Source organism: Streptomyces harbinensis, from assembly GCF_900116145.1.
GTDB classification, from domain to species: Bacteria; Actinomycetota; Actinomycetes; order Streptomycetales; family Streptomycetaceae; genus Streptomyces; species Streptomyces carpaticus.
In genome coordinates, this window is the sequence record NZ_FPAB01000001.1 from 449,533 (window position 1) to 474,437 (window position 24,905).

At 75.9% G+C, this 24,905-nt stretch carries 11 protein-coding genes and 1 riboswitch; of the genes, 9 read left to right on the forward strand and 2 right to left on the reverse strand.

The genetic code is table 11. From position 1 onward, the window contains the following. Nucleotides 1-39: 39 nt before the first annotated feature. The gene (locus BM385_RS27570; RefSeq protein ID WP_254791416.1) at nucleotides 40-11,754 is read right to left on the reverse strand and encodes a non-ribosomal peptide synthetase/type I polyketide synthase; all 11,715 of its coding nucleotides are present in this window, start codon (nucleotides 11,752-11,754) and stop codon (nucleotides 40-42) included. Between the two features lie 155 nt (nucleotides 11,755-11,909). Next, nucleotides 11,910-12,060, forward strand: a riboswitch (cobalamin riboswitch). A 138-nt stretch (nucleotides 12,061-12,198) separates the two neighbouring features. Between BM385_RS27570 and BM385_RS26985 the strand changes: the two genes are divergently transcribed. From BM385_RS26985 to BM385_RS02105, 6 genes are all read left to right on the forward strand, one after another. Continuing rightward, on the forward strand, nucleotides 12,199-13,344 hold the full coding sequence (locus BM385_RS26985; protein WP_175542896.1) for an SCO2322-related protein: 1,146 nt from the start codon (nucleotides 12,199-12,201) through the stop codon (nucleotides 13,342-13,344). Beyond that, nucleotides 13,341-14,465 (forward strand): CbiQ family ECF transporter T component, encoded by a 1,125-nt coding sequence (locus BM385_RS02085; protein ID WP_093841990.1) that lies wholly within the window; start codon nucleotides 13,341-13,343, stop codon nucleotides 14,463-14,465. The genes BM385_RS26985 and BM385_RS02085 overlap by 4 nt, the downstream gene beginning before the upstream one ends. Further along, nucleotides 14,462-16,108, forward strand: coding sequence for an ABC transporter ATP-binding protein (locus BM385_RS02090; RefSeq protein ID WP_093841991.1), 1,647 nt, complete (start codon nucleotides 14,462-14,464; stop codon nucleotides 16,106-16,108). The genes BM385_RS02085 and BM385_RS02090 overlap by 4 nt, the downstream gene beginning before the upstream one ends. Next, entirely contained in the window at nucleotides 16,105-16,962 is an 858-nt protein-coding gene (locus BM385_RS02095; RefSeq protein ID WP_019432398.1) for an ECF transporter S component, read from the forward strand. Before BM385_RS02090 ends, BM385_RS02095 begins: the two co-directional genes overlap by 4 nt. Further along, nucleotides 16,959-18,449, forward strand: coding sequence for a prenyltransferase/squalene oxidase repeat-containing protein (locus BM385_RS02100; protein WP_020699874.1), 1,491 nt, complete (start codon nucleotides 16,959-16,961; stop codon nucleotides 18,447-18,449). Before BM385_RS02095 ends, BM385_RS02100 begins: the two co-directional genes overlap by 4 nt. A 68-nt stretch (nucleotides 18,450-18,517) precedes the next feature. Beyond that, on the forward strand, nucleotides 18,518-19,000 hold the full coding sequence (locus BM385_RS02105) for a DUF4430 domain-containing protein (protein WP_019432399.1): 483 nt from the start codon (nucleotides 18,518-18,520) through the stop codon (nucleotides 18,998-19,000). A 65-nt stretch (nucleotides 19,001-19,065) separates the two neighbouring features. Here the strand turns inward: BM385_RS02105 and BM385_RS02110 are convergent, their stop codons facing one another. Beyond that, the gene (locus tag BM385_RS02110; RefSeq protein WP_093841992.1) at nucleotides 19,066-21,507 is read right to left on the reverse strand and encodes a glycosyltransferase family A protein; all 2,442 of its coding nucleotides are present in this window, start codon (nucleotides 21,505-21,507) and stop codon (nucleotides 19,066-19,068) included. Between the two features lie 346 nt (nucleotides 21,508-21,853). Here BM385_RS02110 and BM385_RS02115 point away from each other — a divergent pair, with 346 nt between their 5' ends. The 3 genes from BM385_RS02115 to BM385_RS02125 all read left to right on the forward strand — a co-directional run bounded on the left by BM385_RS02115 (nucleotide 21,854) and on the right by BM385_RS02125 (nucleotide 24,893). Beyond that, nucleotides 21,854-23,242: a flavin monoamine oxidase family protein gene (locus BM385_RS02115; RefSeq protein ID WP_093841993.1), complete on the forward strand. Its 1,389-nt coding sequence runs from the start codon at nucleotides 21,854-21,856 to the stop codon at nucleotides 23,240-23,242. A 276-nt stretch (nucleotides 23,243-23,518) separates the two neighbouring features. Continuing rightward, nucleotides 23,519-24,172, forward strand: coding sequence for a maleylpyruvate isomerase N-terminal domain-containing protein (locus tag BM385_RS02120; protein ID WP_093841994.1), 654 nt, complete (start codon nucleotides 23,519-23,521; stop codon nucleotides 24,170-24,172). 73 nt (nucleotides 24,173-24,245) lie between these two features. After that, the gene (locus BM385_RS02125; RefSeq protein ID WP_175542897.1) at nucleotides 24,246-24,893 is read left to right on the forward strand and encodes a LysE family translocator; all 648 of its coding nucleotides are present in this window, start codon (nucleotides 24,246-24,248) and stop codon (nucleotides 24,891-24,893) included. The last annotated feature ends 12 nt before the right edge of the window (nucleotides 24,894-24,905 follow it).

Here is a 24,905-nt window from a genome sequence, read left to right on the forward strand (position 1 = left end):
CCGTCCGGCTCGTCGTCCGTCCGCTGCCGCCGCCCGACCCTACCCCTCCCCGCTGTCCGCTTCGCCGGCACCGGACAGCGGCGCCCCGGGATCGGCGGTCAGCCGGTCCAGTACGGCGGCCAGCTCACGGCCCCAGCCGGCGACCGTGGCCGCCTCGAAGAGATCGGTGCTGTACTCCATCGTCACCGTCAGGGCGTCCTCGCCCGGGGTCAGCACCACGTACAGCTCGGTGCGGGCCGTGCCCGCGACCGGCAGCGCGGCGATCTCGGCGCGGACCCCGGGCAGTTCCAAGGCCGGCGGGTCGGTCGTCACCACCGTGAACAGCACGGTGGGGAACAGCCCGGCCGCGTACTCCGGCGCCACCAGCCGCACCACCTCGCCCAGCGGCAGCGCCTGATGGTCCATCGCCGCGAACAGCGAGGGCCCCAGCCGGGCCGCCAGCTCCGCGAAGGTGTCCGCCTCCGGCAGCCGGGCGCGCAGCGCCACCGCCTCGCCGAGCAGCCCGAACACCTCCTCGTGCTCGCGCACCGCCGCCCGGTTGGCGCTGGAGGCCGCCAGCACCACGTCCGGCTGCTCGCACACCCCGGCCAGCCAGACCGCGAACGCCCCGGCCAGCACGGCGTACGGGGTGGTGCCCAGCTCGCCGGCGACCGCCCGCACCCGGGCCGGCAGCTCCCCGGTGAGCGTGACGGTGTGCAGTGCGCCGCGTCCGGAGAGCACCGGCGGCCGGGAGCGGTCGGCGGGCAGTGCGGGGCGCAGCGGCACCCCGGCCAGTTCGGTGCGCCAGAACCGCTCCAGGGTTTCGCGGCGCTCCCCGGTCAGCTGCGCGTCCGCCCAGCGGGCGTAGTCCGGGTAGCCGGCGGCGGGCCGGGGCAGCGGCCGGCCCGCGTACAGCGCCGACAGGTCGCGCCAGAGCAGGCCCATCGACCAGCCGTCGCAGACGGCGTGGTGCAGCACCACGAGCAGCAGCCGGCGGTCCGGGGCGAGGCGGCCGAGCCGGAACCGGAACAGCGGGGCCCGGGCCAGGTCGAAGGGCTGCCGGGCGGTCTCCTGGCACCAGCGGTCCACGTCGGCGTCGGACAGCCCGGCCAGGTCGGTCTCGGTGACCTCGACCTCGACCTCGGCCTCGGCCAGGATCTCCACCCGCTCGCCGGCCACCCGGGCGCGCAGCGCCGGATGCCGGGCCACCAGGGCACGCAGCGCGCCGGTGAGCGCGTCCTCGTCGAGAGCGCCGGTCAGCTCGACGCGGTGCGCGACGTTGAAGACGCCGGGGTGCGGATGGGCGCGGTGCCGCCCGGTGAGGCGGCGCAGCGCGGACGGCGCGGGCACCGTGTCCGCCACCTCCCCGGCGGCCGGCCCGGGCGCGCTCTCCGCCTCGGCCCGGGGTACCGGGGCGGGTTCGGCGGTGAAGTGGGCGGCGCACTCCCGGATCGTGGGGGCCCGGAAGAAGTCGGCCATCGCCAGCGGGCGGCCGGCCTCCCGGGTCATCCGGTTCACCAGCCGGATGGCGCCGAGCGAGTGCCCGCCGAGCTGGAAGAACGACCGGGTGACGGATATCTGCCCCGGCAGGCCCAGTTCGTCGCACCACAGGTCGTGCAGCGCCTTCTCCAGCGGGGTGCCGGGCTCGTCGCCGGGCCCCCCGTCATCCCCGGGGGGCGCGGCGTCGGGCGAGGGGGCGGGCAGCCGGTCGCGGTCGAGCTTGCCCGAGGCGTTGACCGGCAGCCGCTCCAGCGGCACCCAGTGACGCGGCACCAGGTGGCCGGGGAGTGCGGAGGCGAGCCGGGTACGGAGTGCGGCGAGGTCGGTGTCCTCGCCGGCCGGGACGACATAGGCGACCAGTTCGGCCTCGCCGCGCCGGTCGGGTCGGGCCAGCACCGCGGCCTCGCGGACGCCGGGCAGCCGGGTCAGGGCGGCCCGTACCTCGGCCGGCTCCACCCGGTACCCGCGGATCTTCACCTGGTCGTCGGTGCGCCCCAGGTAGGCGAGGGTGCCGTCGGTCCGCCAGCGGGCCAGATCGCCGGTGCGGTAGGTGCGCTCGCCGGTCTCTCGGGTGCCGAACGCGGCGGCGGTCTCGCGCGGTCGGCGGTGGTAGCCCAGGGCCACGGCCGGGCCGCCGATCTCGATCTCCCCGACCGCGCCGGGCGGAACCTCCGTTCCCACGCCGTCCAGCAGCCGGATCCGCACGCCCGGCAGCGGCCGGCCGATCGGCGGGCGGTCCTCGGTGACCCGGTGCGAGGTGACGACGATCGACGCCTCGGTGGGGCCGTACTGGTTGAACAGCGCGCAGTCCGGGTGGGCGGCGAGGAACCGGCGGAAGGCGGGGGTGAGTTCCAGCGCCTCCCCGGCCGAGAACAGCTCGCGCAGTCCCGGCAGACGCGGCTGCGTCTCCATCAGATAGCGCAGCGGGGTGCACGGCATGAACAGGCGCCCGACCCGGTGGTCGCGCACCACGGCGGCGACGGCGGCGGGGTCGTACCGTACGGCGTCGTCGATGAGGACGAGTTCGGCCCCGGCGGCCAGGGTGGTGAAGACCTCCTGGACGTGCACGTCGAAGGCGGGCGAGGTCCACTGGAGGGTGCGCAGCGGCGGGTGGGCCGCCAGCTGGCCGCGGATCAGCTGGGCCGGGCCGCGGTGGGGCACGATCACCCCCTTGGGTTCACCGGTGGAGCCGGAGGTGTAGAGGCAGTACGCCGGGTCGTCCGGGCCCGCGGGGTCGTCCAGCTCGGCGGGATCGGCGGGGTCGGTCAGGTCGCCCGGGGTGGCTTCCGCGGCGTCGGGCTCCGGCGCGTACAGCACCTCGGCGTCCGTCCGCTCCCGCAGTCCCTCGTGCGCGGCGAGCGTCTCGGCGCCGGTGAGCAGCAGCACCGGATCGCTGTCGGCCAGCAGGTGGGCCAGCCGGGCGGTGGGCAGGGCCGGGTCCAGCGGCACGTAGGCGGCGCCGCTGCGCAGTACGGCCAGCAGCGCCGTGATCAGGGAGGGGCCGCGCGGCAGCAGGACACCGACCCGCTCACCGCGCCGGGCGCCGCGCGACCGCAGCGACCCGGCCAGGGCGTGGGCGCGGTCGGCCAGTTCCCGGTAGCTGACGGTGCTTCCGTCGGCGGCCGTGCGCAGGGCGACGGCGTCCGGGGTACGGGCCGCCTGCCGCGCGAACAGTGCGTGCAGGGTGTCGTCGGCCCCGGCCCGGGCGGGCGGCCCGGGGGTGTGGGCGGCGGCCAGCTCGGCCCGGTCGGTGTCGGTGAGCGCGGTGAGGACGGACAGCGGGGCGTCGGGCGTGCTCAGCACGCGGCGCAGCAGCTGTTCCACGTAGTCGGCCAGCCGGCGCACGGTGCGCTCGGTGAACAGCGCGGTGTCGTACTCGGCCATGAGACGCAGACCGGCGCTGTGGTGGGTGAGGTAGAGGCTCAGATCGAACGGGGCGCGGTCGCTGGGTACGTCCAGCAGCGCGGAGTCGGTCTGCCGCTCGTACTCGACCATGACCTGGAACAGCGGGTTGCGGCCCGGATCGCGCTCCGGGTTGAGGGCGCGGACCAGTTCGTCGAAGGGCACCTGGCGGTGCTCGAACGCCTCGGTGCTGCGGTCGCGTACCCGGCGCAGCAGGGTGCCGAAGCCGGGGTCGCCGCTCAGGTCGACGCGCAGCGCCACGGTGTCGAGGAACAGCCCGATCTCGTCCCCGGCCTGCGGCGGCCTGGCGTCGACCGCCGTGCCCAGGACGAGATCGGTGGTGCCGCCGAACCGGCCGAGCACGGCCGCGACGGCGGCCGTCATCGCCATGAACACGGTGGCGCGCTGTTCGGCGCAGTACCGGGCGAGCCGGTCCATGAGGGCGCCGTCCAGCTCGTGGCTGAGCGCGGCGCCCTCGCCGGTGCGCCGGGCCGGGCGGGGGTGGTCGGTGGGCAGGGCGAGGTCGGGGGCGCCGTCCAGCTCGGCCCGCCAGAACGCCAGATCGGCGGCGAGCCGTCCGGGGTCCGGCGGCGGGGTAGCGGTGGGCCGCAGCGGCGGCAGCTCGGCGGGGTGCGGCCAGGCGCGCAGCTGTGCGGTCAGCTCGCGGGCCAGGACGGCGGTGGAGGCGGAGTCGAGGATCAGATGGTGGGCGACGAGGAACAGCAGCTGCCGCTCGGGCCCCAGCCGCAGCAGGCGGGCGGCCAGCAGCGGGCCCTCGGCGAGGTCGAACGTCTCGCGCGCGGCGAGGTCGAGGGCGGCCCGCAGGGCCTCCTCCTCGGTGGCGCCGGTCAGGTCGGTGACGGGCAGTTCGACGGTCAGCCGCTCGTGCACCCGGCGGTACGGGGAGCCGTCGTCCCGCTGCCCGAAGACGGTGCGCAGCGCGGGTTGCCGGGCGATGACCCGGTGCAGCGCGCCGTGCACCGCCTCCGGGTCGAGCGGGCCGTCCAGCCGGATCGCCTTGGGCTCGTGGTACATGCGGGTGCCGGGCTGGAGCTGCTCCTGCACCCAGATGCGCCGCTGGGCGGCGGACAGCGGCAGCCGCTGCTCGGCGGTGGTGCGCCGCAGCCGGTCCAGCAGCGGCAGGGCGCCGAGCACCCGGTCCGGCGGCACGCCGAAGTCGACGAAGCAGGCGATCTCGTCGGCTCCGGCGTCCGTGAGGGCGGTGACGGTGCGGGCCGTGCTCGCCTCGTCACCGATCAGGGCGCGTGCGTCGCAGTACCGCTCGTAGGCGCGGCCGAGCAGGAAGTCCACATCGTCCGGGTGGGTGCGCTCCAGGTCGACCTCGACGCCGAGGCTGTTGGTGACCTGGTTGAACAGGGCCAGGGAGGAGCGCAGATAGGAGAGGAACGGCCGGTACGCCTCGGCCCGGGCGGTGGCGGCGTCCTCGGCGAGGAAGGTATGCACGAGCACCACCACCCGGCCGGCCGCCGGGTCCAGGCCGTGCTCGGCGCGGGTGCGGCGGTACAGGGCGATGTTCTCGGCCAGTTGCTCGACGGTCTGTGCCATGAGGTTGGTGACGATCCCCAGGTCCTCGGCGGCGGCCCGGCGGTAGCTGTCGGGGTTGCCGACGACGGCGACGAACAGCGGCGGCTGGTCCTGGAGGGGGCGGGGCTGGAGCCGTACCTCGGTCGGCTTGCCGTCGCCCGCGGTGACCTCCACCGGGTCACCGGCCCACAGCTGCCGCACGGTGGCCAGCTGCTCGTACATCAGCTCGCGGTGCCGGCCGAAGTTCTGCGGGGCGAGGGCGAAGTCGCGGGCGTGCCAGCCGCTGGCCACGCAGAGGCCGGCCCGGCCGCCGGAGATGTTGTCCACGACGGACCACTCCTCGGCGACCCGCGCCGGGTGGTGCAGGGGCAGCACCACCGACCCGGCGTGCAGCCGTACCCGCCGCGTCCGGGCGGCGAGGGCGGCGGCGAGCACGGAGGGGTTGGGGAAGAGCGCGCCGAAGGAGTCGAAGTGCCGCTCGGGGAACCAGAGCGCGTGGAAACCGTGCTGGTCGGCGAACTCGCCCGCCGCCATGATCAGGTCGTACTTGTCGCGCTGCTGTTCCTCGGGGTAGTCGCCGAAGAAGTAGAGGCTGAAGTCCGGTCCGGGGCCGGTGGACCGGGTGGCGGAGGCGGGGACGGGGACGGGGACGGGGAGCGCACCGGGCGCGGCGGGCGGGGCTGCGCCCGGCCCGGCCGGGGACGCCGCCGGGACCGCGGCGGCGGGCCGGCCGGTGCCGTCCGCCGGAGCGGGAGCCCCGGCGGAGGGAAGCGGAGCCGCGCTGGTGCGACCGGGGCCACCAGGGCGGGAGACCTGCGGCCGGCCCGGCCGTGCGGACGCGGCACCGGCGTCCGGAGCGCTGGGCTCCGGAGCGGGGGTGCGGACGGAGGACGCCACGGACGCGGCGGCCGAGGGCTGGACGGACGCACCGCCGGGACCGGAGTCACCCGGGACGGACCGACCCGGGCCGGCCGGTGCGGCGGATGGTGCGGCAGCGGCCGGGGACGCCGCCGGAGCAGCGGCCGGGGAGGCCGCTTCGGGCGCGGCGGCCGGCGGACCGGGCGGCTGAGCGCTGCCGGTGGCCGGGTCGGATGCCACGAGGTCGAGCTGGCGGGACATCAGCTGCGTCACCTGGTCCATCAGGTGACGCGCCGTGCGCAACTGCTCAGCGAAGAGGTGCGCGACCGGTTCCTGGCCGTGGCCCTCGGCGGACGTACCGGGGATGGCGGGGAGGGCGGGCAGAGGCTCGCCGAGCACCGGACCCGGGGCCGTGCCCGGCAGCGGGTCGCCGCTGACGGGCGGCCCGTCCGGCCGGGCACCGACTGCCGCCCCGGCAGCGCGCGGGGCCAGGGCCGATCCGGCGGATCCTGGCGGGCCCTCGACGCCGGCTACGGCCATCTGCTGCGGTGCCGGATCACCGGCAGGCGGCCCCGCCGTGGGCTCGCTGCCGCCGGCCACACCGGCGGCGGCGGCCGTCGTGCCGGGCTGTGGTGGGGCGGCCTCCCGTGGTCCCCCTGCCGTGGCGGGGGCGCGCGCGGTGATGAGCGCGGTGAGCCGTTCCGGGGTGTCGGCGTCCGCGAACAGCTCGCGTACCGGGATGCGGACGCCGTAGCGCTGCTCCAGTTCGGCGGTCATGCCCATGAGGGCGAGAGAGTCCGCTCCGAGGGCGAAGAACGACGCGTCCGGTTCCACGTCCGCCGGCTCCACACCGAGCTTGCGCGCGGTCAGCGCGCGGACATCGGCCAGCACGGGACCGGAGTCGGTGACCGGCTCGTTCACGGACATGTCGTCCCCTTGTGTGAGTGAGCCCCTGGGCTCCGGTGTCGAAGCGGCGCCTCGCGGCGAACCGGCCGTCCGGTCCGCCGGTGCCGGGGTGGCCTCGGCCATGGCCGAGGCCACACCCCGGCCGGGCTCGTCGCCCGGCGCGGCGAAGCCCTCGGCGGGCATGCCCGGTGCACTCGGTGGCACGGGCGGATGCGCCACCTCGTCCGGGGGACGCGGTTGTTCCGGCACGCCGGGAAGGTCGGTCTCCCCGGCCACGGCCCGCGTTGCCGGAGCGGCCGGGCCCGCAGGAGTGGCCGGATCGGGCGCGTTGGCGGGGCCGACCGCACGGTCCGGTGCGGCCGGGACGGTGGCACCGGCCGGATCGGCCGGAGGAACCGGAGCGAGGGGGACGGCCGCCTCCCCCCAGACCGGGAAGGTCCGGGGGCGGAGGGGGTACCCGGGCAGCGGAATGCGGGAGCCGGTGCGCGGCCAGGCGTGCCCGGGGATGTCGTGGCCCCGGCGGTACAGCTCGGCCAGGGCCGGGAGGAGACCGGAGAGCCAGCGGCTCTCCGGGACACAGTGCCGGCCCAGGCCGGCCAGGGTGGCTCCCGGGCCGATCTCCAGGAAGTCCGCGATGCCTGCGCGGGCGGCGGTGGCCATCGCGAGGTCGAACCGTACCGGCCGGCGGGCATGGCGGATGAGGTGTTCCGTGTCCGGGACCCAGCCGGCCGGGCGTATCTCGCCGTCCAGTCCGCTGATCAGCGGTATCCGCAGCGGGGTGAAGGTCACCGCCTCGGCGTGTGCGCGGAACGCTTCCAGCGCCCGGTCGAGCGTCGCCGAGTGGAAGGCGCGTTCCACCGGCAGGGTGCGGGTCCGGATGCCTTCCGCCTCCAGCAGGCGACGGGCCTCGGCCAGGGCGGGTTCCGGGCCGGACAGGACGATGGAGCGCGGTCCGTTGACGGCGGCCACGTCCACGCCTGCGGCCCGGGCCACGCGTTCGGCGGTGGCGAGGTCGGCGCGCAGGGCCACGGCCGCGCCGGGCGGGGCCAGTTCCCGCATCAGGCGTCCGCGTACGGTCGTGAGGGCCAGCCCGTCCGCCGGGGACAGACCGCCGGCCGTGCAGAGCGCCGCGTACTCGCCGAGGCTGTGGGCCAGCACCAGTTCGGGCCGGATGCCGAGCGCCGTCCACCGCTGTGCCAGGGTCAGCTGGGCGGTGAACAGGGCGGCTTGTGCTTCTCCCTGGCCGCCGTCGGCTTCGCCGTCGCCGCCGGGGGCGAGTTCGGCGGTCAGGGCCTCCAGCGTGCCGGGGGGCGCCCCCTGTCCGGAGAAGGCGAAGGCCGTCCGGCCGAGGGGCGGGACGGGGGCGGGGGCCGGTGACTGAAGTGCCTCGATCAGTTCGCCGAGGGTCGTGCCGGTGACGGCGTGGCGGGCGCCCCGGTGATGGTGGCGGCCCAGGGCGAGGGTGGTGGCCACATCGGCCGGGGACAGGTCCGGATGCTCGCGCAGGTGCTGGGCGAGGGCGGCGGTGAGATCGGAGAGGGCGGACGCGTCCCGCGCGGAGAGCGGAAGGACGACCGTTCCCGCTTCTTCCTTCGGCTGCGGTGCCGGGGCCTCCTCCAGGATCACGTGGGCGTTGGTGCCGCCCACTCCCAGCGCGCTCACCCCGGCCCGGCGCGGGGTCCCCGGTGGGAGCTGCCAGGGCCGGCGGGAGGTCGCCAGGGTGAGCGGACCACCGGTCAGGGGCAGGGCCGGGTGCGGGGTCTGCAGGTGCAGGGTGGGGAGCAGGGTGCGGTGCCGCAGCATCAGCACGGTTTTGATCAGCCCGGCCATACCGGCGCAGGTGTCCAGGTGGCCGATGGCGGACTTGACCGAGCCGACCGTGCAGAAACCGGTGCGGTCGGTGCCCTCGCCGAGGGCGCGGGCCAGCGCCTCGTGCTCCACCGGGTCGCCCAGGGCGGTACCGGTGCCGTGGGCCTCGACGTAGGAAACCGTCTCCCCGGCGATGCCGGCCGCCCGCAGCGCGTCGCGGACCACGGCGGCCTGGCCCGCCACGCCGGGGGCGCTGAAACCGACCTTGCCGGCCCCGTCGTTGTTGACGGCGGAACCCAGGAGCACGGCGTGCACCGTGTCGCCGTCGGCGAGGGCCCGGTCCAGGCGTTTGAGCACGACGGCGGCCACGCCGTTGCCGCCGACGGTGCCGTCGGCCGCCGCGTCGAAGGGGCGGCAGCGTCCGCTGGGCGACAGGATCGAGCCGGGGTGCGGGCGGTAGCCGGTGTCCTGGGCGGGGTGGACGGCGGCGGCGCCGGCCAGGGCCACGTCGGCGTCGCCGCTGAGCAGGGCCTGGGCGGCGAGGTGCACCGCCACCAGTGAGGAGGAGCAGGCGGTCTGGACGCCGATGGCGGGGCCGGTGAGCCCGAGCCGGTAGGCGACGCGGGTGGCGAGGAAGTCGGGCTGGGTGCCGAGCGCCCGCTGCATCGCCTCGACCGGGTCGCCGGCCGCGGGGTCCGCCGGGCCGGGCCCGGCGGTGCCGCCGTGCTCCTGATGGCCGTACAACTGCATCCCGCTGCCGGCGAACACCGCCGTCCGGCCCCGGCTGTCCTCGTCGCCCGCGTAGCCGCTGTGCTCCAGCGCGCGGTGGCAGATTTCCAGGAACAGCCGCTGGGCGGGGTGGGTGTGGCCGGCTTCGCGCGGGGTGATGCCGAAGAAGTCGGCGTCGAAGTCGTCGATGTCCTGGAGCGCGCCGATGACGGGGACCCGCTCGCCGCCCGGTGGGGAGGGGAGGGTGCGCACGCTGTCCACACCGTCGTGCAGATTGCGCCAGTAGGTGTCGATGTCGGGGGCGCCGGGGAACCGCGCCGCCATGCCGATGACGGCGATCCGCCGGTCGGCGGGCGGCACCGGGGCGGAGGCAGGCGGGACGGAGGCGGAACCGTCCGGCGCGGACGCAGCGGGCGCACCGGTGTCCGGGTCGGCGGCGGCCGAAGCGCCGTCAGCCGGGACGCCGCCGACCGGGACGGGCGTGCCCGGCCCGTCCGTCCCCGCTCCGTCCGCGTCCGGTCCGCCGATGTCCGGCGCGGGCGCGGTGGCCTTCCGCTCCGGGTGGGCGGCGCCCTCCGCGAGATGGGCGGCGAGCGCGGTGACGGTCGGGTGTTCGAAGAGGGCGGTCTGCGGCACCGGGCGTTCCAGGGCCTGTTCCAGGCGGGCCCGCAGACGCACCATGCGCACGGAGTCCAGGCCCAGTTCGTAGAACGGGGTGTCCTCCGCTCCGGTGACCGGGCGCCCCAGCACGGCGCTGACCTCGTCGGCGACCACGGTGCGCGGGTCCGGCGGGTCGAAAGCGCCGGCCAGCAGGCCTTCCAGCAGTGCGGCCCGGCGGATCTTGCCGGCCGGGGTGCGCGGGAAGCGGTCCTCGGGGACGGCGACGACCCGCTCGGCGGTGAGCCGCAGCCGTGCGAAGAGGGCGGCGCGGACGGCGCGGGCGGTCCGCTCGTCGGCGGCCGGGTCGGGGCCGCCGACGAAGAAGACGGCGAGGGTTTCGCTGCCGCCCCGCTCGCCGGGGACGCCGCAGGCGGCGACGGCGCCGGCCCGTACGCCGTCGACCGTGGCGGCGGCCTCCTCGATCTCCTGGCAGAGCACATTGAGCCCGTTGAGGATGATGACGTCCTTGCGGCGGCCGGTCATCACCAGCTGGCCGTCCGTCAGATAGGCGAGGTCGCCGGTCTCCAGCCAGCGGGGGCCGTCCGGGAAGGCGACGGCGTCCGCCTGCGGGTCGTGGACGTAGCCGGGGGTGATGCGGGGTGAGGCGACCTGGAGCCGGCCGATGTGCCGCTCGGGCAGGAGCCGCCCGTGGTCGTCGACCACGCGGAGCGTGGACCGGTGGGCGGGGCCACCGGAGGCGATGAAGGTGAGCACGGCGTGCTCGGGCGCCTCGGGCGGCGCGGGGCGGACCTCGTCCTCCAGGCTGTCGCGCAGGACGCGCTGGACGGTGCCGGGCCGGTCGAGGCGGCCGAAGGTGATGCCGGTGACGGTCTCGGTCATGCCCCAGGCGGGCACGAGGTGTCCGGCGCGCAGTCCGTAGCGGCCGGTGGCGGCGAGGAAGCGCCGCATGCCGGGTTCGGTGACGCGTTCGCCGCCGCAGACCAGGGAGCGCACCCGGGTCAGGTCGCGGTCGGGCGGGGTGCCGGCACCGGTGGTGAGGGCGTCGGTGATGAGCTGGAAGCCGAAGGCGGGGGCCCAGCTGTGGGTGGCGCGGTGCTCTTCGAGGAGGTCGAGCCAGCGCAGCGGGTCGGCCAGCACGCCGTCGGTGGGGGTGTGGACGTTGGTCGCGCCGGCGAACACCGGGAGCAGGTGGTAGAGGAGGAAGGCGCCGCTGTGGTCGACCGGGAGCCAGTTGACGGTGGTGTCGCCGGGGCGCAGGTCCAGGATGCGGCGGGTGCTGGCGCCGAACAGGGCGAGGCCGTGGTGGGTGAGCCGGACGGCCTTGGGGGCGCCGGTGCTGCCGGAGGAGAGCAGCAGCAGGGCGGTGTCGTCCCCGTCCGGCTCGGGCGGGGCGGTGGTGTCGTCGTGGTGGTCGCGGCCCGCGTGCGGAAGGTCGTCGGCGTCGACGGCGCGCAGGGCGGGGTCGGTGCGGGCGAGGCCGGCGGCGCCGGGGCCGTCGGTGAGGATCAGCGGGCCGTTCAGCAGGGCGGCGGTACCGCGCAGCCGGGTCAGGGCTGGGGAGCCGTCCTCGGGGCGGGCGGCGATGGGCACCGGGAGGGCGCCGCCGAGCAGGCAGGCCCACAGGGCGGGGAAGAAGGTGCCGAGCGGGAGGCCGCTGAGCACGACGGGGTCGCCTGGCCGGATGCCGTGGGCGCGCAGGCCGGCGAGCAGCAGGCGGGCACGGAATAACAATTCGGGATACGTCAGGAGCGTGCCGCCGGAGCCGTCCGGGGTGTGGGTGATCACTCCGGCCTCGGGGAAATCGCGCGCCGCGCGCAGCAGCGCCCGCACCGCGTCGGGTGCGTCGTCGTCGGTGAACTCCAGTTCGGGACCCCGGTATTGGGCGTCCCGTCGTGCGCTGGTCATGTGCGCTTCTCTCCCCCTCGCCCCCGGGCGGGCCGCGGTCGGGCGGCCGGTCGGTGATCGCCGGGGTGGTTCTGCGTGCATGATCCAGCACATCAGCCCGCAGATAAAGGTCTGGTCAAATGCGAGGTGAGGGGCCTATTCTGGCGGAGATTCCGCCTTTCGGGGGATGGATAACTTCATGCGTTGACGACCGAGGGAAGCCGGTGCGAATCCGGCGCTGACCTGCAACCGTGTGCGGCGTACCGCGTCGCGAGTCGGATCACTCGGCTCGCCGGCGTGAACACCTGCTTCTCACTGTCACGGTCCGCAGCGTGGAGCCCTCAGCCGTCCCGGCCTGTCGGCCCCTGCCGCTTTCTTCACCGAAAAGCGCGCCAGGGGTCTTCTCGTGCGGGTGGATGCCCGGGCCCCGCCACGCGCCGTGCCGGTCCGATGGAAAGGCATCCGATGCCCGTCGCCCGCGCCCGCGCCCGCGCCCGCGCCACGGTCGCCTGCCTGTTGCTGGCCCTGCTCGCCACGCTGTCCGGGGCGGCCGGTACGGCGGCGGCCTCGGCACCGGCCGGACGGGCGGCGGTCGCGGGCACCCCCGGGTTCTGCCCGGACAGCAGCGGCGTCACCGTGGTGGTCGACTTCCAGCGGCTGGGCGGCGGCCGGGTCGTGCGGTGCGCGCCCGGACCGCAGGCGGACGGCCTGGCCGCGCTGCGCAACGCCGGCTTCGAGGTGGGCGGCACCACCCGGTGGGGCGACGCGTTCATCTGCCGCATCAACGGCCGTCCGGGCACCGACACCGAGAGCTGTGTGGACACCCCGCCCGCCACCGCGTACTGGTCGTACTGGCACGCGCCCAATGGCGGCGACTGGACGTACAGCCAGCGCGGCGCCACCTACCGCACCCCGCCCGAGGGCAGCATCGAGGGCTGGTCCTTCGTCCTGACCGAGGACGAGGACGAGATGGCCGCACCGCCCGGCGTCGCCCCGCAGCGCCCGGCCGACAACGGCGGCGGTGCGGGCGGCGGCGGCTCCGCGGACGCCGGCGGTGCGGGCGGTGGCGGTGGTGCGGGCGGCAGTCCCTCCGGCGGCGGCTCCGGCTCCCCGGGCGGCGCGGCCGGTGGCGCGGGCGGCTCCGGGAGCGACGCCGCCGCGGGTGGCGCGGCGGCCGGCGGCCAGGACGGTGCGGCGGCCGGCTCCCCCGGCCAGCCGGCCCCCGACGGCTCCGGCTCCCCGGGCGACGACGCCGCACCCGGTACCGGTGACGGCGAGGACCCCGAGGCGGCGGACCGGGAGGACGCCGAGGACGCCCGGGACGAGGACGCGACCGAGGAGGACGCCGCGGAAGAGGCCGCGGAGCCGGACGGCGACGGGGAAGCCTCCCCGGGCCCGGCGCCCACCGAGGCCCCCGGCTGGAGCGGCACCGACGAGGGCCTCGACCCGGCCGCCGGCGCCGGTTCCGGCGGCCCGTCCACCGGCACCCTGGCCGCCGTCGGCCTGGCCACCGCCCTGGCGGCCGGCGCCGGGTTCACCGCCTGGCGGCGCCGCGCGGCAGCCGCCTCCGCCGCACCGGCGGGCTCCGACGGGGCGGCCGGCGACCAGTGATCACCCCGCTCCCCCGCGCCCTGCACCCCGGCGCCTGGTGGCTGTGGGCGCTCGGCCTCGCCGTCGCCGCCAGCCGCACCACCAACCCGGTACTGCTCCTGCTGATCATCGCCGTCGCCGGCTACGTGGTGGTCAGCCGCCGCACCGACGCGCCCTGGGCGCTGTCCTTCCGGATGTACCTGCTGTTCGGCGCGTTCATCGTGGTGATGCGGGTGCTGTTCCGCATCGTCTTCGGCGGCGGCCAGGGCTCCACCATCCTCTTCACCCTGCCCGAGATCCCACTGCCCGAGGCCGCCGCCGGCATCCGGCTGCTCGGCCCGGTGGCGGCCGAACAGCTGCTCGGCGGCGTGTACGACGGCCTCCAGCTCGCCGCCATGGTGATCTGCATCGGCGCCGCCAACGCGCTCGCCAACCCCAAACGGCTGCTCAAGTCCCTGCCCGGCGCGCTCTACGAGATCGGCACCTCCGTCGTGGTGGCCCTCACCGTCGCCCCGCAGCTCATCGAGAGCGTGCAGCGGGTGCGCCGCGCCCGCCGGCTGCGCGGCGCGTCCGGCAAGGGGCGCGGGGCGCTGCGCGGCATCCTCATCCCGGTGCTGGAGGACGCGCTCAACCGCTCGCTCGCGCTGGCCGCCGCCATGGCGTCCCGGGGCTACGGCCGGGTCGGCGCCACGCCCGCCCGGACCCGGCTGCTCACCGGACTGCTGGTGATCGGCGGCCTGCTGGGGGTGTGCGCCGGGCTGTACGGGACGCTGGACCCATCCGCGTCCCGGCTGCTGGGGCTGCCGCTGCTGCTGGGCGGGTCCGCCGTCGCGGTGGCCGGGTTCCTGCTGGGCGGGCGCCGGGTGCGGCGCACCAGCTACCGGCCCGACCGGTGGCGCGGCGCCGAACTGCTGACGGCCGCCGCCGGCCTCGGGGCCGGTGCGCTGATGTACGTGAGCACCCGGGTGGATCCGGCCAACCTCTACCCCTCGCTCTCGCCGCTCAGCTGGCCCGAGGTGGCCGCGCTGCCGGTCGCCGCCATCCTGGTGGGGCTGCTGCCCGCCTTCCTCACTCCCCCGCCCCCGCCGCCGGCCCCCGCCGTACCGCAGGACGCTCCGGCCCTTCAGGAGACCCGCGCATGATCACTTTCGACTCGGTGAGCTTCCGTTACGACGGCGCCGCACGACCCACCCTGGCCGGTGTCGATCTGCGCGTGGAGGAGGGCGAGCTGTGCCTGATCGCCGGCCGCACCGGCTCGGGGAAGTCCACGCTGCTGGGCGCGGTCAACGGTCTGGTGCCCCGGTTCACCGGCGGTGAGCTGCACGGCACGGTGACCGTCGCCGGGCAGAGCACCCACTCCCGGCCGCCGCAGGAGTTCGCGCAGCTGGTCGGCGTGGTGGGCCAGGACCCGCTGGCGGGCTTCGTCACCGACACCGTCGAGGAGGAGCTGGCCTACGGCATGGAACAACTGGCGATCGGCCCCGAGACCATGCGCAAGCGGGTCGAGGAGACGCTGGACCTGCTCGGCATCGCCGAGTTGCGGCACCGCCCGCTGCGCACCCTGTCCGGCGGCCAGCAGCAGCGGGTGGCGATCGGGGCGGTGCTCACCGCCCACCCGTCCGTGCTCGTGCTGGACGAGCCGACCTCCGCGCTGGACCCGACCGCCGCCGAGGACGTCCTGGCGGCGATCCTGCGGCTGGTGCACGACCTGGGGACGACGGTGGTGATCGCCGAGCACCGCATGGAGCGGGTGCTCCAGTACGCGGACCGGCTGCTATACCTGCCGGGGGACGGCACCGTACGGTCCGGGGCGCCCGCCGAACTGATCGCCGAGGCCGACATCGCGCCGCCGATCGTCCATCTGGGCCGGATCGCCGGCTGGGACCCGCTGCCGCTGTCGGTGCGCGACGCGCGGCGGCGGGCGGCCGGACTGCGGGAGCGGCTGGCCGGGCACCTGCCGCCCGGACCCGCCGCGCGCGGCGGCGAGGTGGCGCTGACGGCCCGCAAGGTCACCGTCTCCTACGGGGAGCGGATCGCGGTGCGCGAGGTGGACCTCGCGCTGCGCGGCGGGGAGATCGTCGCCCTGATGGGCCGCAACGGGTCCGGGAAGTCCTCGCTGCTGTGGGCGCTCCAGGGCTCGGGCCCGCGCCGCTCCGGGGAGGTTGCGGTGCCGGCGGAGGGCGCCGGTGCCCAGGGCACCGACCCCGGTGCGGTGTCCGCCCGGCAGGCGCGGGCCCTGGTGGGTCTGGTGCCGCAGACCGCGGCCGATCTGCTCTATCTCCAGACGGTGGACGGCGAATGCGTCCAGGCGGACACCGAGTCCGGCGCGGAGCCCGGCACCTGCCGGGCGCTGCTCGATCTGCTGACGCCCGGTATCCCGGGCGAGCGGCATCCGCGGGACCTCTCGGAGGGGCAGCGGCTCGCGCTCGTGCTGGCCGTGCAGCTGACGGCGGCGCCCGGCGTGGTGCTGCTGGACGAGCCGACCCGTGGCCTGGACTACCACGCCAAGCGGCACTTCGGGCAGGTGGTGCGGGAGCTGGCGGACGGTGGCCGGGCGGTGGTGATCGCCACCCACGACGTGGAGTTCGTGGCGGCCACCGCCGACCGGGTGACGGTGATGGCGGAGGGCGAGATCGTGGCGGACGGCCCGACCGCCGAGGTGATCTGCTCCTCGCCGTCGTTCGCGCCGCAGGTGGCGAAGATCCTGGGGCCCGACCCGTGGCTGACGCCCGACCAGGTGGCGGCGGCGCTGGCGCCGGCCGCGAGCCCGGAGGGTGCCCGGTGAGCGGGGGCCCCGCGCGGGCGACCGCGCTGCGGGTGGGCCCGCGGGCCGCCGCCGTGCTGGTGCTGGCATCGGTGATCGGGCTCGGCATGTTCTGCTGGCCGCTGCTCTCGCCCCCGCAGCCGCAGGCGATCGCGCACTCCGGGCAGGCGCCGCTGATGTTCGTGCTGCTGCTGCCGGTGATCCTCGCCGTGGTGCTGGCGGAGATCTCCGAGGGCGGCATCGACCCCAAGACCCTCGCCCTGCTGGGGGTGCTCGCCGCCGTCAACGCGGCGCTGCGGCCACTGGGGGCCGGGACCGCCGGCATCGAGACGGTGTTCTTCCTGCTGATCCTGGCCGGCCGGGTCTTCGGGCCCGGGTTCGGCTACGCACTGGGCGCCATCTCGCTGTTCGCCTCCGCCCTGCTGACGGCCGGGGTCGGCCCCTGGCTGCCGTTCCAGATGATGGCCGCCGGGTGGGTGGGGCTGGGCGCCGGGCTGCTGCCGCGCCGCCCGACCGGCCGCGCCGAGATCGCGCTGCTGGCCGGGTACGGGGTGGTGGCGGCGTACGTGTTCGGCTTCCTGATGAATCTGTGGTTCTGGCCGTTCGCGCTGGGCGACGGCACCCAGCTGTCGTTCGACCCGGAGGCGGGGCCGCTGGCGAACCTGCACACCTTCTTCCTCTACACCCTGGCCACCTCCACCTTCGGCTGGGACACCGGCCGGGCGGTGACCAACGCGATCGCGCTGTGCGTCCTGGGCCCCGCCGTGCTGGCGACCCTGCGCCGCGCGGCACGGCGCGCCGCCTTCGACGTACCGGTCACCTTCGCGACCGCGGCGTCCGCACCTTCGACCGACCAAGGAGCAACGACCCGATGATGACCCTGCGCAGACGCGCGGCGGCGGTACTGCCCGCCGCGCTGATAGCGACCGCACTGACGCTGCCGGGGGCGAGCGCCCGGGCCGACGAGGGGCCGGCGGAGCTGGTCTCGCCGGCGGAGGCCGCCGCCACCTGGGCGGTCGGCAAGCTCACCGAGGGCACCCACGCCTCGGCGGACCACGGGCTGACGGCCGACATCGTGATGGGGCTCGCCGCCACCGGCACCGCCGGGGACACCGCCGCGCGGGCCACCGACTGGCTGGCGGAGCACGCCGGCGACTACATCAACCGCGGCAACCCGGACGCGGTCAACGCGGGTGGCACCGCGAAGCTGGCGCTGGTCGCGGCGATCGAGCACCGCGACCTGTCGGACTTCGGCGGCCACGATCTGACCGGGCTGCTGCTGGACCGGGTGCAGGACACCGGCCGGTTCTCGGACGCGGGCCCCTCCGGCGACATGTCCAACCAGTTCACCCAGTCGCTGGGCGTGCTGGCGCTGGAGCGTACGGCGCAGGGCGCTCCGGAGAGCACGGTGGAGTTCCTGGCCTCCACGCGCTGCGCGGACGGCGGGTATCCGCTGTCGCTGCGCCGCAATCCGGACCGCTGCACATCCGACACGGACAGCACCGGCATGGCGGTGCAGGCGTTGCTGGCGGCCGGGCGGACGGCGGACGCCGAGCCGGGCCTGGACTGGCTGGAGTCCCAGCAGCAGGAGAACGGCGGCTGGGGCTACAACGCCGCCAGCGCCGCGAACTCCAACTCCACCGCCCTCGCGGTGCAGGCGCTGATCGGCGGCGGCCGGGACGCGGCGGCCGAGCGCGGCACGTCCTGGCTGCGCGGGGTGCAGGTGGGCTGTTCGGCGGCCGAGGGCGACCGGGGTGCGGTCGGCTACATGGAGCCGGTCGCGGACGGCATGGCGCTGCGGGCGACGGCCCAGGTGATCCCGGCGCTGGCCGGGGTGCCGCTGGGGGACATCGACGGTTCCGGCGGCGTGGCCGGTGTGGCGCCGGTGGCGTGCGCGCCCGGTGGCGGGGACGGTGACAGCGGCGGTGCCGGTACGGCCGGCGGCGCGGGCGGTGCCGCGAGCGGCGCGGACGGCGGCGCTGACGGGACGACGCTGTCCGGCGGTGGTGACACGGGCGGCGACAGCGGTGCTGCCGATGCCGGCGCTGCGGGCGATGTCGTCTCCGGTGGCGCGGACTCCGGTGCCGACTCGGGTGCGGACGGCGGGGCCGACTCCGGTACCGATGGCGGTGCTTCGGGCGACGCGGTGACGGGCGGGGCCGCCGACGGCGGTGCCACGGTGTCCGGCGGCGGCGACGCGGCGGTCTCCTCCGGTGGGTCGGACGGCTCGCTCACCCCGGACGGCGGGCTGGCCAACACCGGTACCGGCGCGGTGCCGGTGGCCGTGGCGGCCGGGATGCTGCTGGCGGCCGGCGCCGGGGTGTACGTCCTGGCCAGGCAGCGACGGCGCGACACGGTCTGACCGGCGCGCGCCGCCGCTGACCGGCGCGCGTCTTCGAAGGTTCCATCCGTTCCGTTCGAGGGAGAAGCATGATCCGTACCGCTACCGTCACCGTCACCGCAGCCGCCGTGCTGGCCCTGGTCGGCGCGGCCCCCGCTCCGGCGGCCGGCTCCGTCGCCGCGGCCAACGACCCGGTGACCGTGCAGCTGACCGTCACCGGACCGGCCGGGACGGTGTTCTCCGACGAGGTGACCACCACCGGGCACACCGTCTCGCCGCTGACCGGCGGGGCGCAGCTGTGCGACGGCACCAACGGGGGTGCCAACCCGGAGCCGGGCGCCACCCCGACGGCCGCGCTGGACGACGCGGCGCAGCAGAACGCTTTCACCTGGGACGGTGTCTGGTACACGTCCTTCGACGACTACCTGGTCACCCAGATCGACGGGATCACCCAGACCGCCGACGAGTTCTGGCTGATCTCGGTGAACGGCACGGCGACGCCGGTCGGCGGCTGCCAGTTCCTGGTGTCGGACGGTGACGAGGTGGCGTTCACCTGGACCGAGATCGACTGATCGAGGTTTCCCGCTCCCGCCTGGGCGCCGGGCACGGCCGCGTGCCGTTCCCGGCGCCCAGCCGTTCAGTTCACGGTGAGCGGCCGGGAGGCGTACAGCTCCTCGCCCACGGGGAGTTCGAGCCGGACGGTGATCGCGGGCCGCCGGAAGGCGCCGCCGGGCACCGGGACGCGGACGGAGAACGCCGGCCACTCCGCGACGTCGCGTTCGGGGCCCGGCACGGCGGGCAGCGGGTCCGCCGGGCGCGGTGCGGCGAGCGGGACGGGCAGCAGCCGGGGCGCGTCGTCGCCGACCGTGAGCCGCAGTCGCAGGTCGCCCGGCGGTGTTCCGTACACGCCGACCCGGCCGCTGACGACCAGTTCCCTGCGGTTGTCGGGGGCGCGGCCCGCACCGGCCAGCAGCAGCTGGTTCTCGGGGGTGAAGTAGATCCCGCCGGAGTCGAGCGCGAGGTAGCCGGTCCTGGTCAGGTACGGGGTGATGAGGCGGGGGCGGCCGTCGGGGCCGGTGAGGGGCCGTACCCGCCACAGCTCGCCGGTGGCCGGGGCGCCGGCGGCGCGCAGCCGCACCTCGCGGGTGACGCCGGGGGCGGTGAGCCGCAGGTGCAGGTCCCAGACGCCGGGCGGCAGCGGGCTGCCGTGGTCGGCGGTCAGCGGGTCGATGTCGGCCGTGAAGCCGAGGTCGGCGGGGACGCCGTGCGCGGGCAGCGCGTCCAGGGCCTCGCGCGGGATGTCGGCGGGGCGGGTGGGCACCGTCACCTGGAGCCGGGACTGGCGGCAGCGCAGGACGAGCTGGGCCGTCACCTCCTCGCGCGGCACGCTGTCGATCCAGCCGGCTCCGGTCACGCGCAGGGCCTCCCCGTCCCAGCGCTGGCCGGTGGCCATGCCCTGTGCGGTGAGCGGTCGCAGCCCGCCGCCGATGTCGAGGGCGAACTTACCGCCCTTGGTGCGGTACGGGACGACGGAGTCGCCGCCGGCGGCCCGGATCCGGCCGCCGGGGATCGGCCAGCCGCCGTCGTCGGTGGCGGCGGGCGCGGTCAGCCGTATCTCGCGCCGGATGCCCTGGATGTCGACGCGCGCCCACAGGTCCCACACGCCGGGGGCGAGGGGCCTGCCGTCGGCCGCCGTGTCGGGGTCGAGGGTGGCTTCCCAGCCGGCCAGTCCGAGGTCGTAGCGGCCGTCCTTGCCGTGTTCCCGGGTCAGTTCGGGGGTCGGGGTGTGCCGGGTGGGGAGTTCGTGGGTGCGTGCGCCGTCGCGGCTGCGCAGCAGCAGGCGGGTGGCGACGTCCCGGGTGGAGAGGCCGTCGATGCGGGCGTGACCGCTGACGGTCAGGGTGTCGCCGTCCCAGCGCGCGCCGGTGACGGCGTGCCGGGCCTTGAGCCGGTCGGTCATCTCGAACAGCTCGTCGGGGAGACCGGCGGCCGGGTCGCGGAAGAAGGGGTAGGGGCGGAAGACTCTGCCGTTCTCGACGATCTCGGGGTCCTGGCTGTGCTCCTCGAACCGGGCGAGGACTTCGAGCTGCGTATAGCGGCCTTCGAGGAAGCAGTACAGCCGCAGCCAGGTGAGGGCGGGGAGATGCGGGATCATCTCCGGTTCCCAGTAGGTGTCGCACACCTCGCGCACGTAGCGGTAGGTGTCGTCGCGGAAGGCACCGGCGAATTTCTCGGAGGCCGCGACGGGCAGCAGGACCTTGCCCATGATCTGCCGGAAGTGCCGGGCGAGCAGTTGGCGGCGGTTGTCCGCGTCGGTGACGCGCTCGGCGATCAGGTCCATCACGCGCTTGACGGGCTCCACCGATTGCCAGGCGCTTCTGTCGCGCAGGGTCAGATGCTGGCCGTCCTCGCGGCGCCGCGCGTAGTAGCAGTCGTAGTCGCCGACCACGGATATGACGTGGGCGGCGAGCATGGCCTCGGTGCAGAACATCTGGTCTTCGCCCAGCCACAGGTCGACCGGGAAGCGGATTCCGTGATCGTTGAGGAGGCTGCGCCGGAAGAGCTTCTGCGGGTTGAGTGAGCGGTAGACGTTGGATGTGTAGAGGTCGGCGCGGGCGGCGTGTTTGAAGGCGAGGACGGACACCTCGCGCCCGCCCAGGCCGGCCATCCGGCCGAGCACGACGTCGCTGTCGTTCTCCTCGGCCATGCCGACCATGCGTTCCAGTGCCTCGTCGCCGAGCAGGTCGTCGGCGTCGGCGACGAAGACGTAGCGGCCCCTGGCCTCGTCGATGGCGCGGTTGCGCGGTCCGCTGGGGCCGCCGGAGTTCTGCTGGTGGATGACGCGCAGCGGCGGGAAGCGGTCGGCCCAGCGGTCGAGTTCGGCTCCGCTGCCGTCGGTGGAGCCGTCGTCGACGGCGATGATCTCCATCCGGTGCGCGCCGATGGTCTGGCGCTCCAGGGACTCCAGTGCCTCGGTGAGGTAGGGCATGGCGTTGTAGACGGCCATCACCACCGTCACCACGGGCGGGGACGGGGACGGCGGGGTGGCCGGCCTCGTGCGGTGTGCGCTGCGGAGCATCACGGCTTCCTTCCGACCGGGAGGTCGTGGGTGGTACGGACGGACCCGGGCCGGAGGAGGGAGGGGGCGCGCCGGCGCTCCGCCGTGGGTGCGGCGGTGCTGCGGTACGGCCGGAGGCGGCCGGACGACGGCCCGGTTCCCGGCTGCGGCCAGGGGCGGGCGGCGGGCTTCGCCGCTGTCGGTGGGGGCCGGCGGGCCATGCGTTCCAGCTACACATCATAACAGGCGGTTATCATACTGAGTAAATATTGTTCGTCCTGTGCGCGGAAGTTGATCGCCGCACACGTCATCGACACATGCCGCCAACCCGCTTGACAGCTCGGCGGCCCGGCGGGATAGAGACCGCATGGGACACGAGCGCGCCACCACCGGTACCGAAGTCGCCGTCGTCGGAGCGGGACTGGCCGGCCTGGTGACGGCCGATCGGCTGACGGCGGCCGGCCACCGGGTGCGGGTCGCCGAGGCACGGCAGCGGGTCGGCGGGCGGCTCGCCGGACTCCGGCTCGGCGGGGTGAACGTCGAACTGGGCGGCACCTTCATCGGCCCCGTCCAGCGGCATGTCACCGCTCTCGCCCGGGAACTGGGCGTGACCACCGTGCCCACCTACGACAGCGGCCACCATGTCCTGCTGCGGCACGGCCGGTTGCGCCGCTACGCCGGCACCATCCCCCGGCTGCCACCCGCCGCGCTGCTCGACCTCGACCGGGTCATGCGGCGCTTCGAACGGCTGGCGCGCACCGTGCCGCCCGGCGCGCCCTGGCACGCGCCCGGCGCCGACCGGCTGGACGCGCACACCCTGGAGTCCTGGCTGCGCGGCATCCGGGCAGGCGGCACCACCCGCGCCATGCTCGCCCTGGTCGCCCGCACCACCTGGGGCTGCGAGCCGGCCGAGGTCTCCCTGCTGCACGCCCTGCACTACGTGCGCGGCTGTGGCGGGCTGCGGCCGATGCTGGACGTGGCGGGCGGGGCGCAGCAACAGCACTTCGCCGACGGGGCGCACACCCTGGCCGAACGGCTCGCGCAGCGGCTCGGCGACCGGGTGTTGCTGGGCGCCCCGGTCACCCGGATCGTCTGGGACGCGGCGGGCGCCGTCCTGCACCGGGCGGACGGCGCCGCGCCCGTACCCGCCCGCCGGGTGGTGCTCGCCGTGCCGCCCGCGCTGCGGAACAGCATCACCTTCGATCCCCCGCTGCCGGCGCCGTACGGGCAACTCGCCCAGCGCTGGCCGCAGGGCGTGCTCGGCAAGGCGTACGCGGTGTACGAGAAGCCGTTCTGGCGGGCCGCCGGACGGTCCGGGCAGGCGCTCGCGGACACCGGACCGGTCTTCATCACCTTCGACGTCTCCCCGGCGGGGCCCGGTCCCGGGGTGCTGCTCGGTTTCATCGGCGGGGAGTACGCCCGGGCCTTCGACGCGCTGCCCGCCGACGCCAGACGGCGGGCAGCCCTCGGGTCGTTCGCGGCGCTGTTCGGTCCGCGGGCCGCCCGGCCGCTCGCGTACGCCGATCACTCCTGGGGCGGCGAGCGGTTCAGCGCGGGCGGGCCCACCGCCGCCGTACCGCCCGGCGCGTGGCGCGCGTACGGGCCGTGGCTGGCCCGGCCGGTGGGGCCGCTGCACTGGGCCGGTACGGAGACGGCGGACGCCTGGTCGGGGTTCATGGAGGGCGCGGTCCGCTCCGGCGAACGCGCGGCGCGGGAAGTGTGCCGGAAGCTGGCGGAGCCGGCCCGGGCCCGGTGATCCCGGGCCGGCCGGCTCCGCCCCCCTCCCCCCGGTCGGTCCTGCGGGTCACTTCTTCCGGTGTTTTCCGGTCGGTGGCGGCGGAGGTATCTGGTCGTCCCGGTTCCCTCCCGGCGGCTTCCCCGTGCCGAGGTCGGGCTGTGGCTTCGCATGCTTTCCCATGAATGCCCCCAGTTGTGCGCGTTGCCACCTCCATGGTGACGCCCCGCGATGCTCTGCGGAAGGCGGCTCTCCCCAGCGCGTTCCCCGCGCCGCGCGCCCCATAGGGTGGGCCGTATGAGCGCCGCATCAGCCGCGTCGGCCGCCGCGCCGGTCACGGCCGACGACCTGGAACAGATCGTACGCCTGGCCGTCCGCGCCCTCGCCGAGGCACCGGCCGATGCCTGGGCGCGCCCGGCCGCCGGCCTGGAGTGGGACTGCTGGGAGACGGCCGAGCATCTCGCCGACGACTTCTTCGCCTACGCGGCCCAGCTCGGCCCGGCCGCGCCGCCGCTGGACCGCTATGTGCCGTTCGCCGCCGACGCCGCCCGCCCCGGCGCCCCGGTCCAGACCCTCCGCGCCGACCGCGCGGCCGGTCCCGCCGGGCTGCTCCAGGTGCTGGAGGCCAGCGGCGCCCTGCTGGTGGCCATGGTGCGCACCGCCGACCCGGCCACCCGCGCCTGGCACCCGATGGGCACCGCCGACCCGGAGGGCTGGGCGGCGATGGGCATCGTGGAGGCCGTCGTCCACACCCACGACCTGGCCGCCGGGCTCGGCGTCGACTGGCAGCCCCCGGCCGGGATCTGCGCCCGGACGCTGCACCGGCTCTTCCCGGACGCGCCACGCGACACCGACCCCTGGGCCACCCTGCTGTGGGCCACCGGCCGGGGCACCCTGCCCGGCCGGGACCGGCTCACCGCCTGGCGCTGGTACGCGCAGCCGCGCCCCTGAGCCACGGCCGCGGCGTCCGGCGCCCGAACTCGGGTGCTCCCACGGCTGGAAGGACGGTCCTTCCCGTGCTTGCATGACCCGCATGGTGTCTGCCGACCGTCTGCTGGCCTTCGCGGCCATGTCGTTCCTGCTGATCGTGGTGCCCGGCCCCAGCGTGCTGTTCGTGATCGGGCGCGCGCTGGCCCTGGGCCGCCGCGCCGCGCTGACCACGGTGGTGGGGAACACGCTCGGCGCGTACACGCTGATCGTGGCCGTGGCGTTCGGGGTCGGGGCCGTGGTGGAACGCTCGGTCCTCGTCTTCACGGTGCTCAAGCTGGTGGGCTCGGCCTACCTGGTGTTCCTCGGCGTCAAGGCCTGGCGGGAGCGCGCCTCGTTGCAGGCGGCGATCACCGGGACGGTGGTGGCGCAGGGTGGTTCGCGGACCTTCTGGGAAGGGTTCGCGGTGGGCGTGACCAACCCCAAGACCATCGTGTTCTTCGCCGCGGTGCTGCCCCAGTTCGTCGACCGCGGTCAGGGACAGGTCGCGGTCCAGATGCTGCTGCTCGGCCTGGTTTTCAGCATCATCGCGGTGGCCTGCGACATGGTGTGGGGGCTGGCCGCGGCCACCGCCCGGGGCTGGTTCGCGCGCTCGCCGCAGCGGCTTTCCCTGGTCGGCGGGGTCGGCGGGCTCACCATGATCGGCCTCGGCGTCACGGTCGCCGTGACCGGGCGCAAGGACTGAAGGCCGCACCGC

Excerpts from the sequence above, each read along its gene's own strand:
- BM385_RS27570 (WP_254791416.1), bottom strand. The coding sequence starts at position 11,754 with ATGACCAGCGCACGACGGGACGCCCAATACCGGGGTCCCGAACTGGAG.
- BM385_RS02120 (WP_093841994.1), top strand. The coding sequence starts at position 23,519 with ATGAGCGCCGCATCAGCCGCGTCGGCCGCCGCGCCGGTCACGGCCGAC.
- BM385_RS02105 (WP_019432399.1), top strand. The coding sequence starts at position 18,518 with ATGATCCGTACCGCTACCGTCACCGTCACCGCAGCCGCCGTGCTGGCC.
- BM385_RS02115 (WP_093841993.1), top strand. The coding sequence starts at position 21,854 with ATGGGACACGAGCGCGCCACCACCGGTACCGAAGTCGCCGTCGTCGGA.
- BM385_RS26985 (WP_175542896.1), top strand. The coding sequence starts at position 12,199 with ATGCCCGTCGCCCGCGCCCGCGCCCGCGCCCGCGCCACGGTCGCCTGC.
- BM385_RS02110 (WP_093841992.1), bottom strand. The coding sequence starts at position 21,507 with ATGCTCCGCAGCGCACACCGCACGAGGCCGGCCACCCCGCCGTCCCCG.
- BM385_RS02125 (WP_175542897.1), top strand. The coding sequence starts at position 24,246 with ATGACCCGCATGGTGTCTGCCGACCGTCTGCTGGCCTTCGCGGCCATG.
- BM385_RS02090 (WP_093841991.1), top strand. The coding sequence starts at position 14,462 with ATGATCACTTTCGACTCGGTGAGCTTCCGTTACGACGGCGCCGCACGA.
- BM385_RS02100 (WP_020699874.1), top strand. The coding sequence starts at position 16,959 with ATGATGACCCTGCGCAGACGCGCGGCGGCGGTACTGCCCGCCGCGCTG.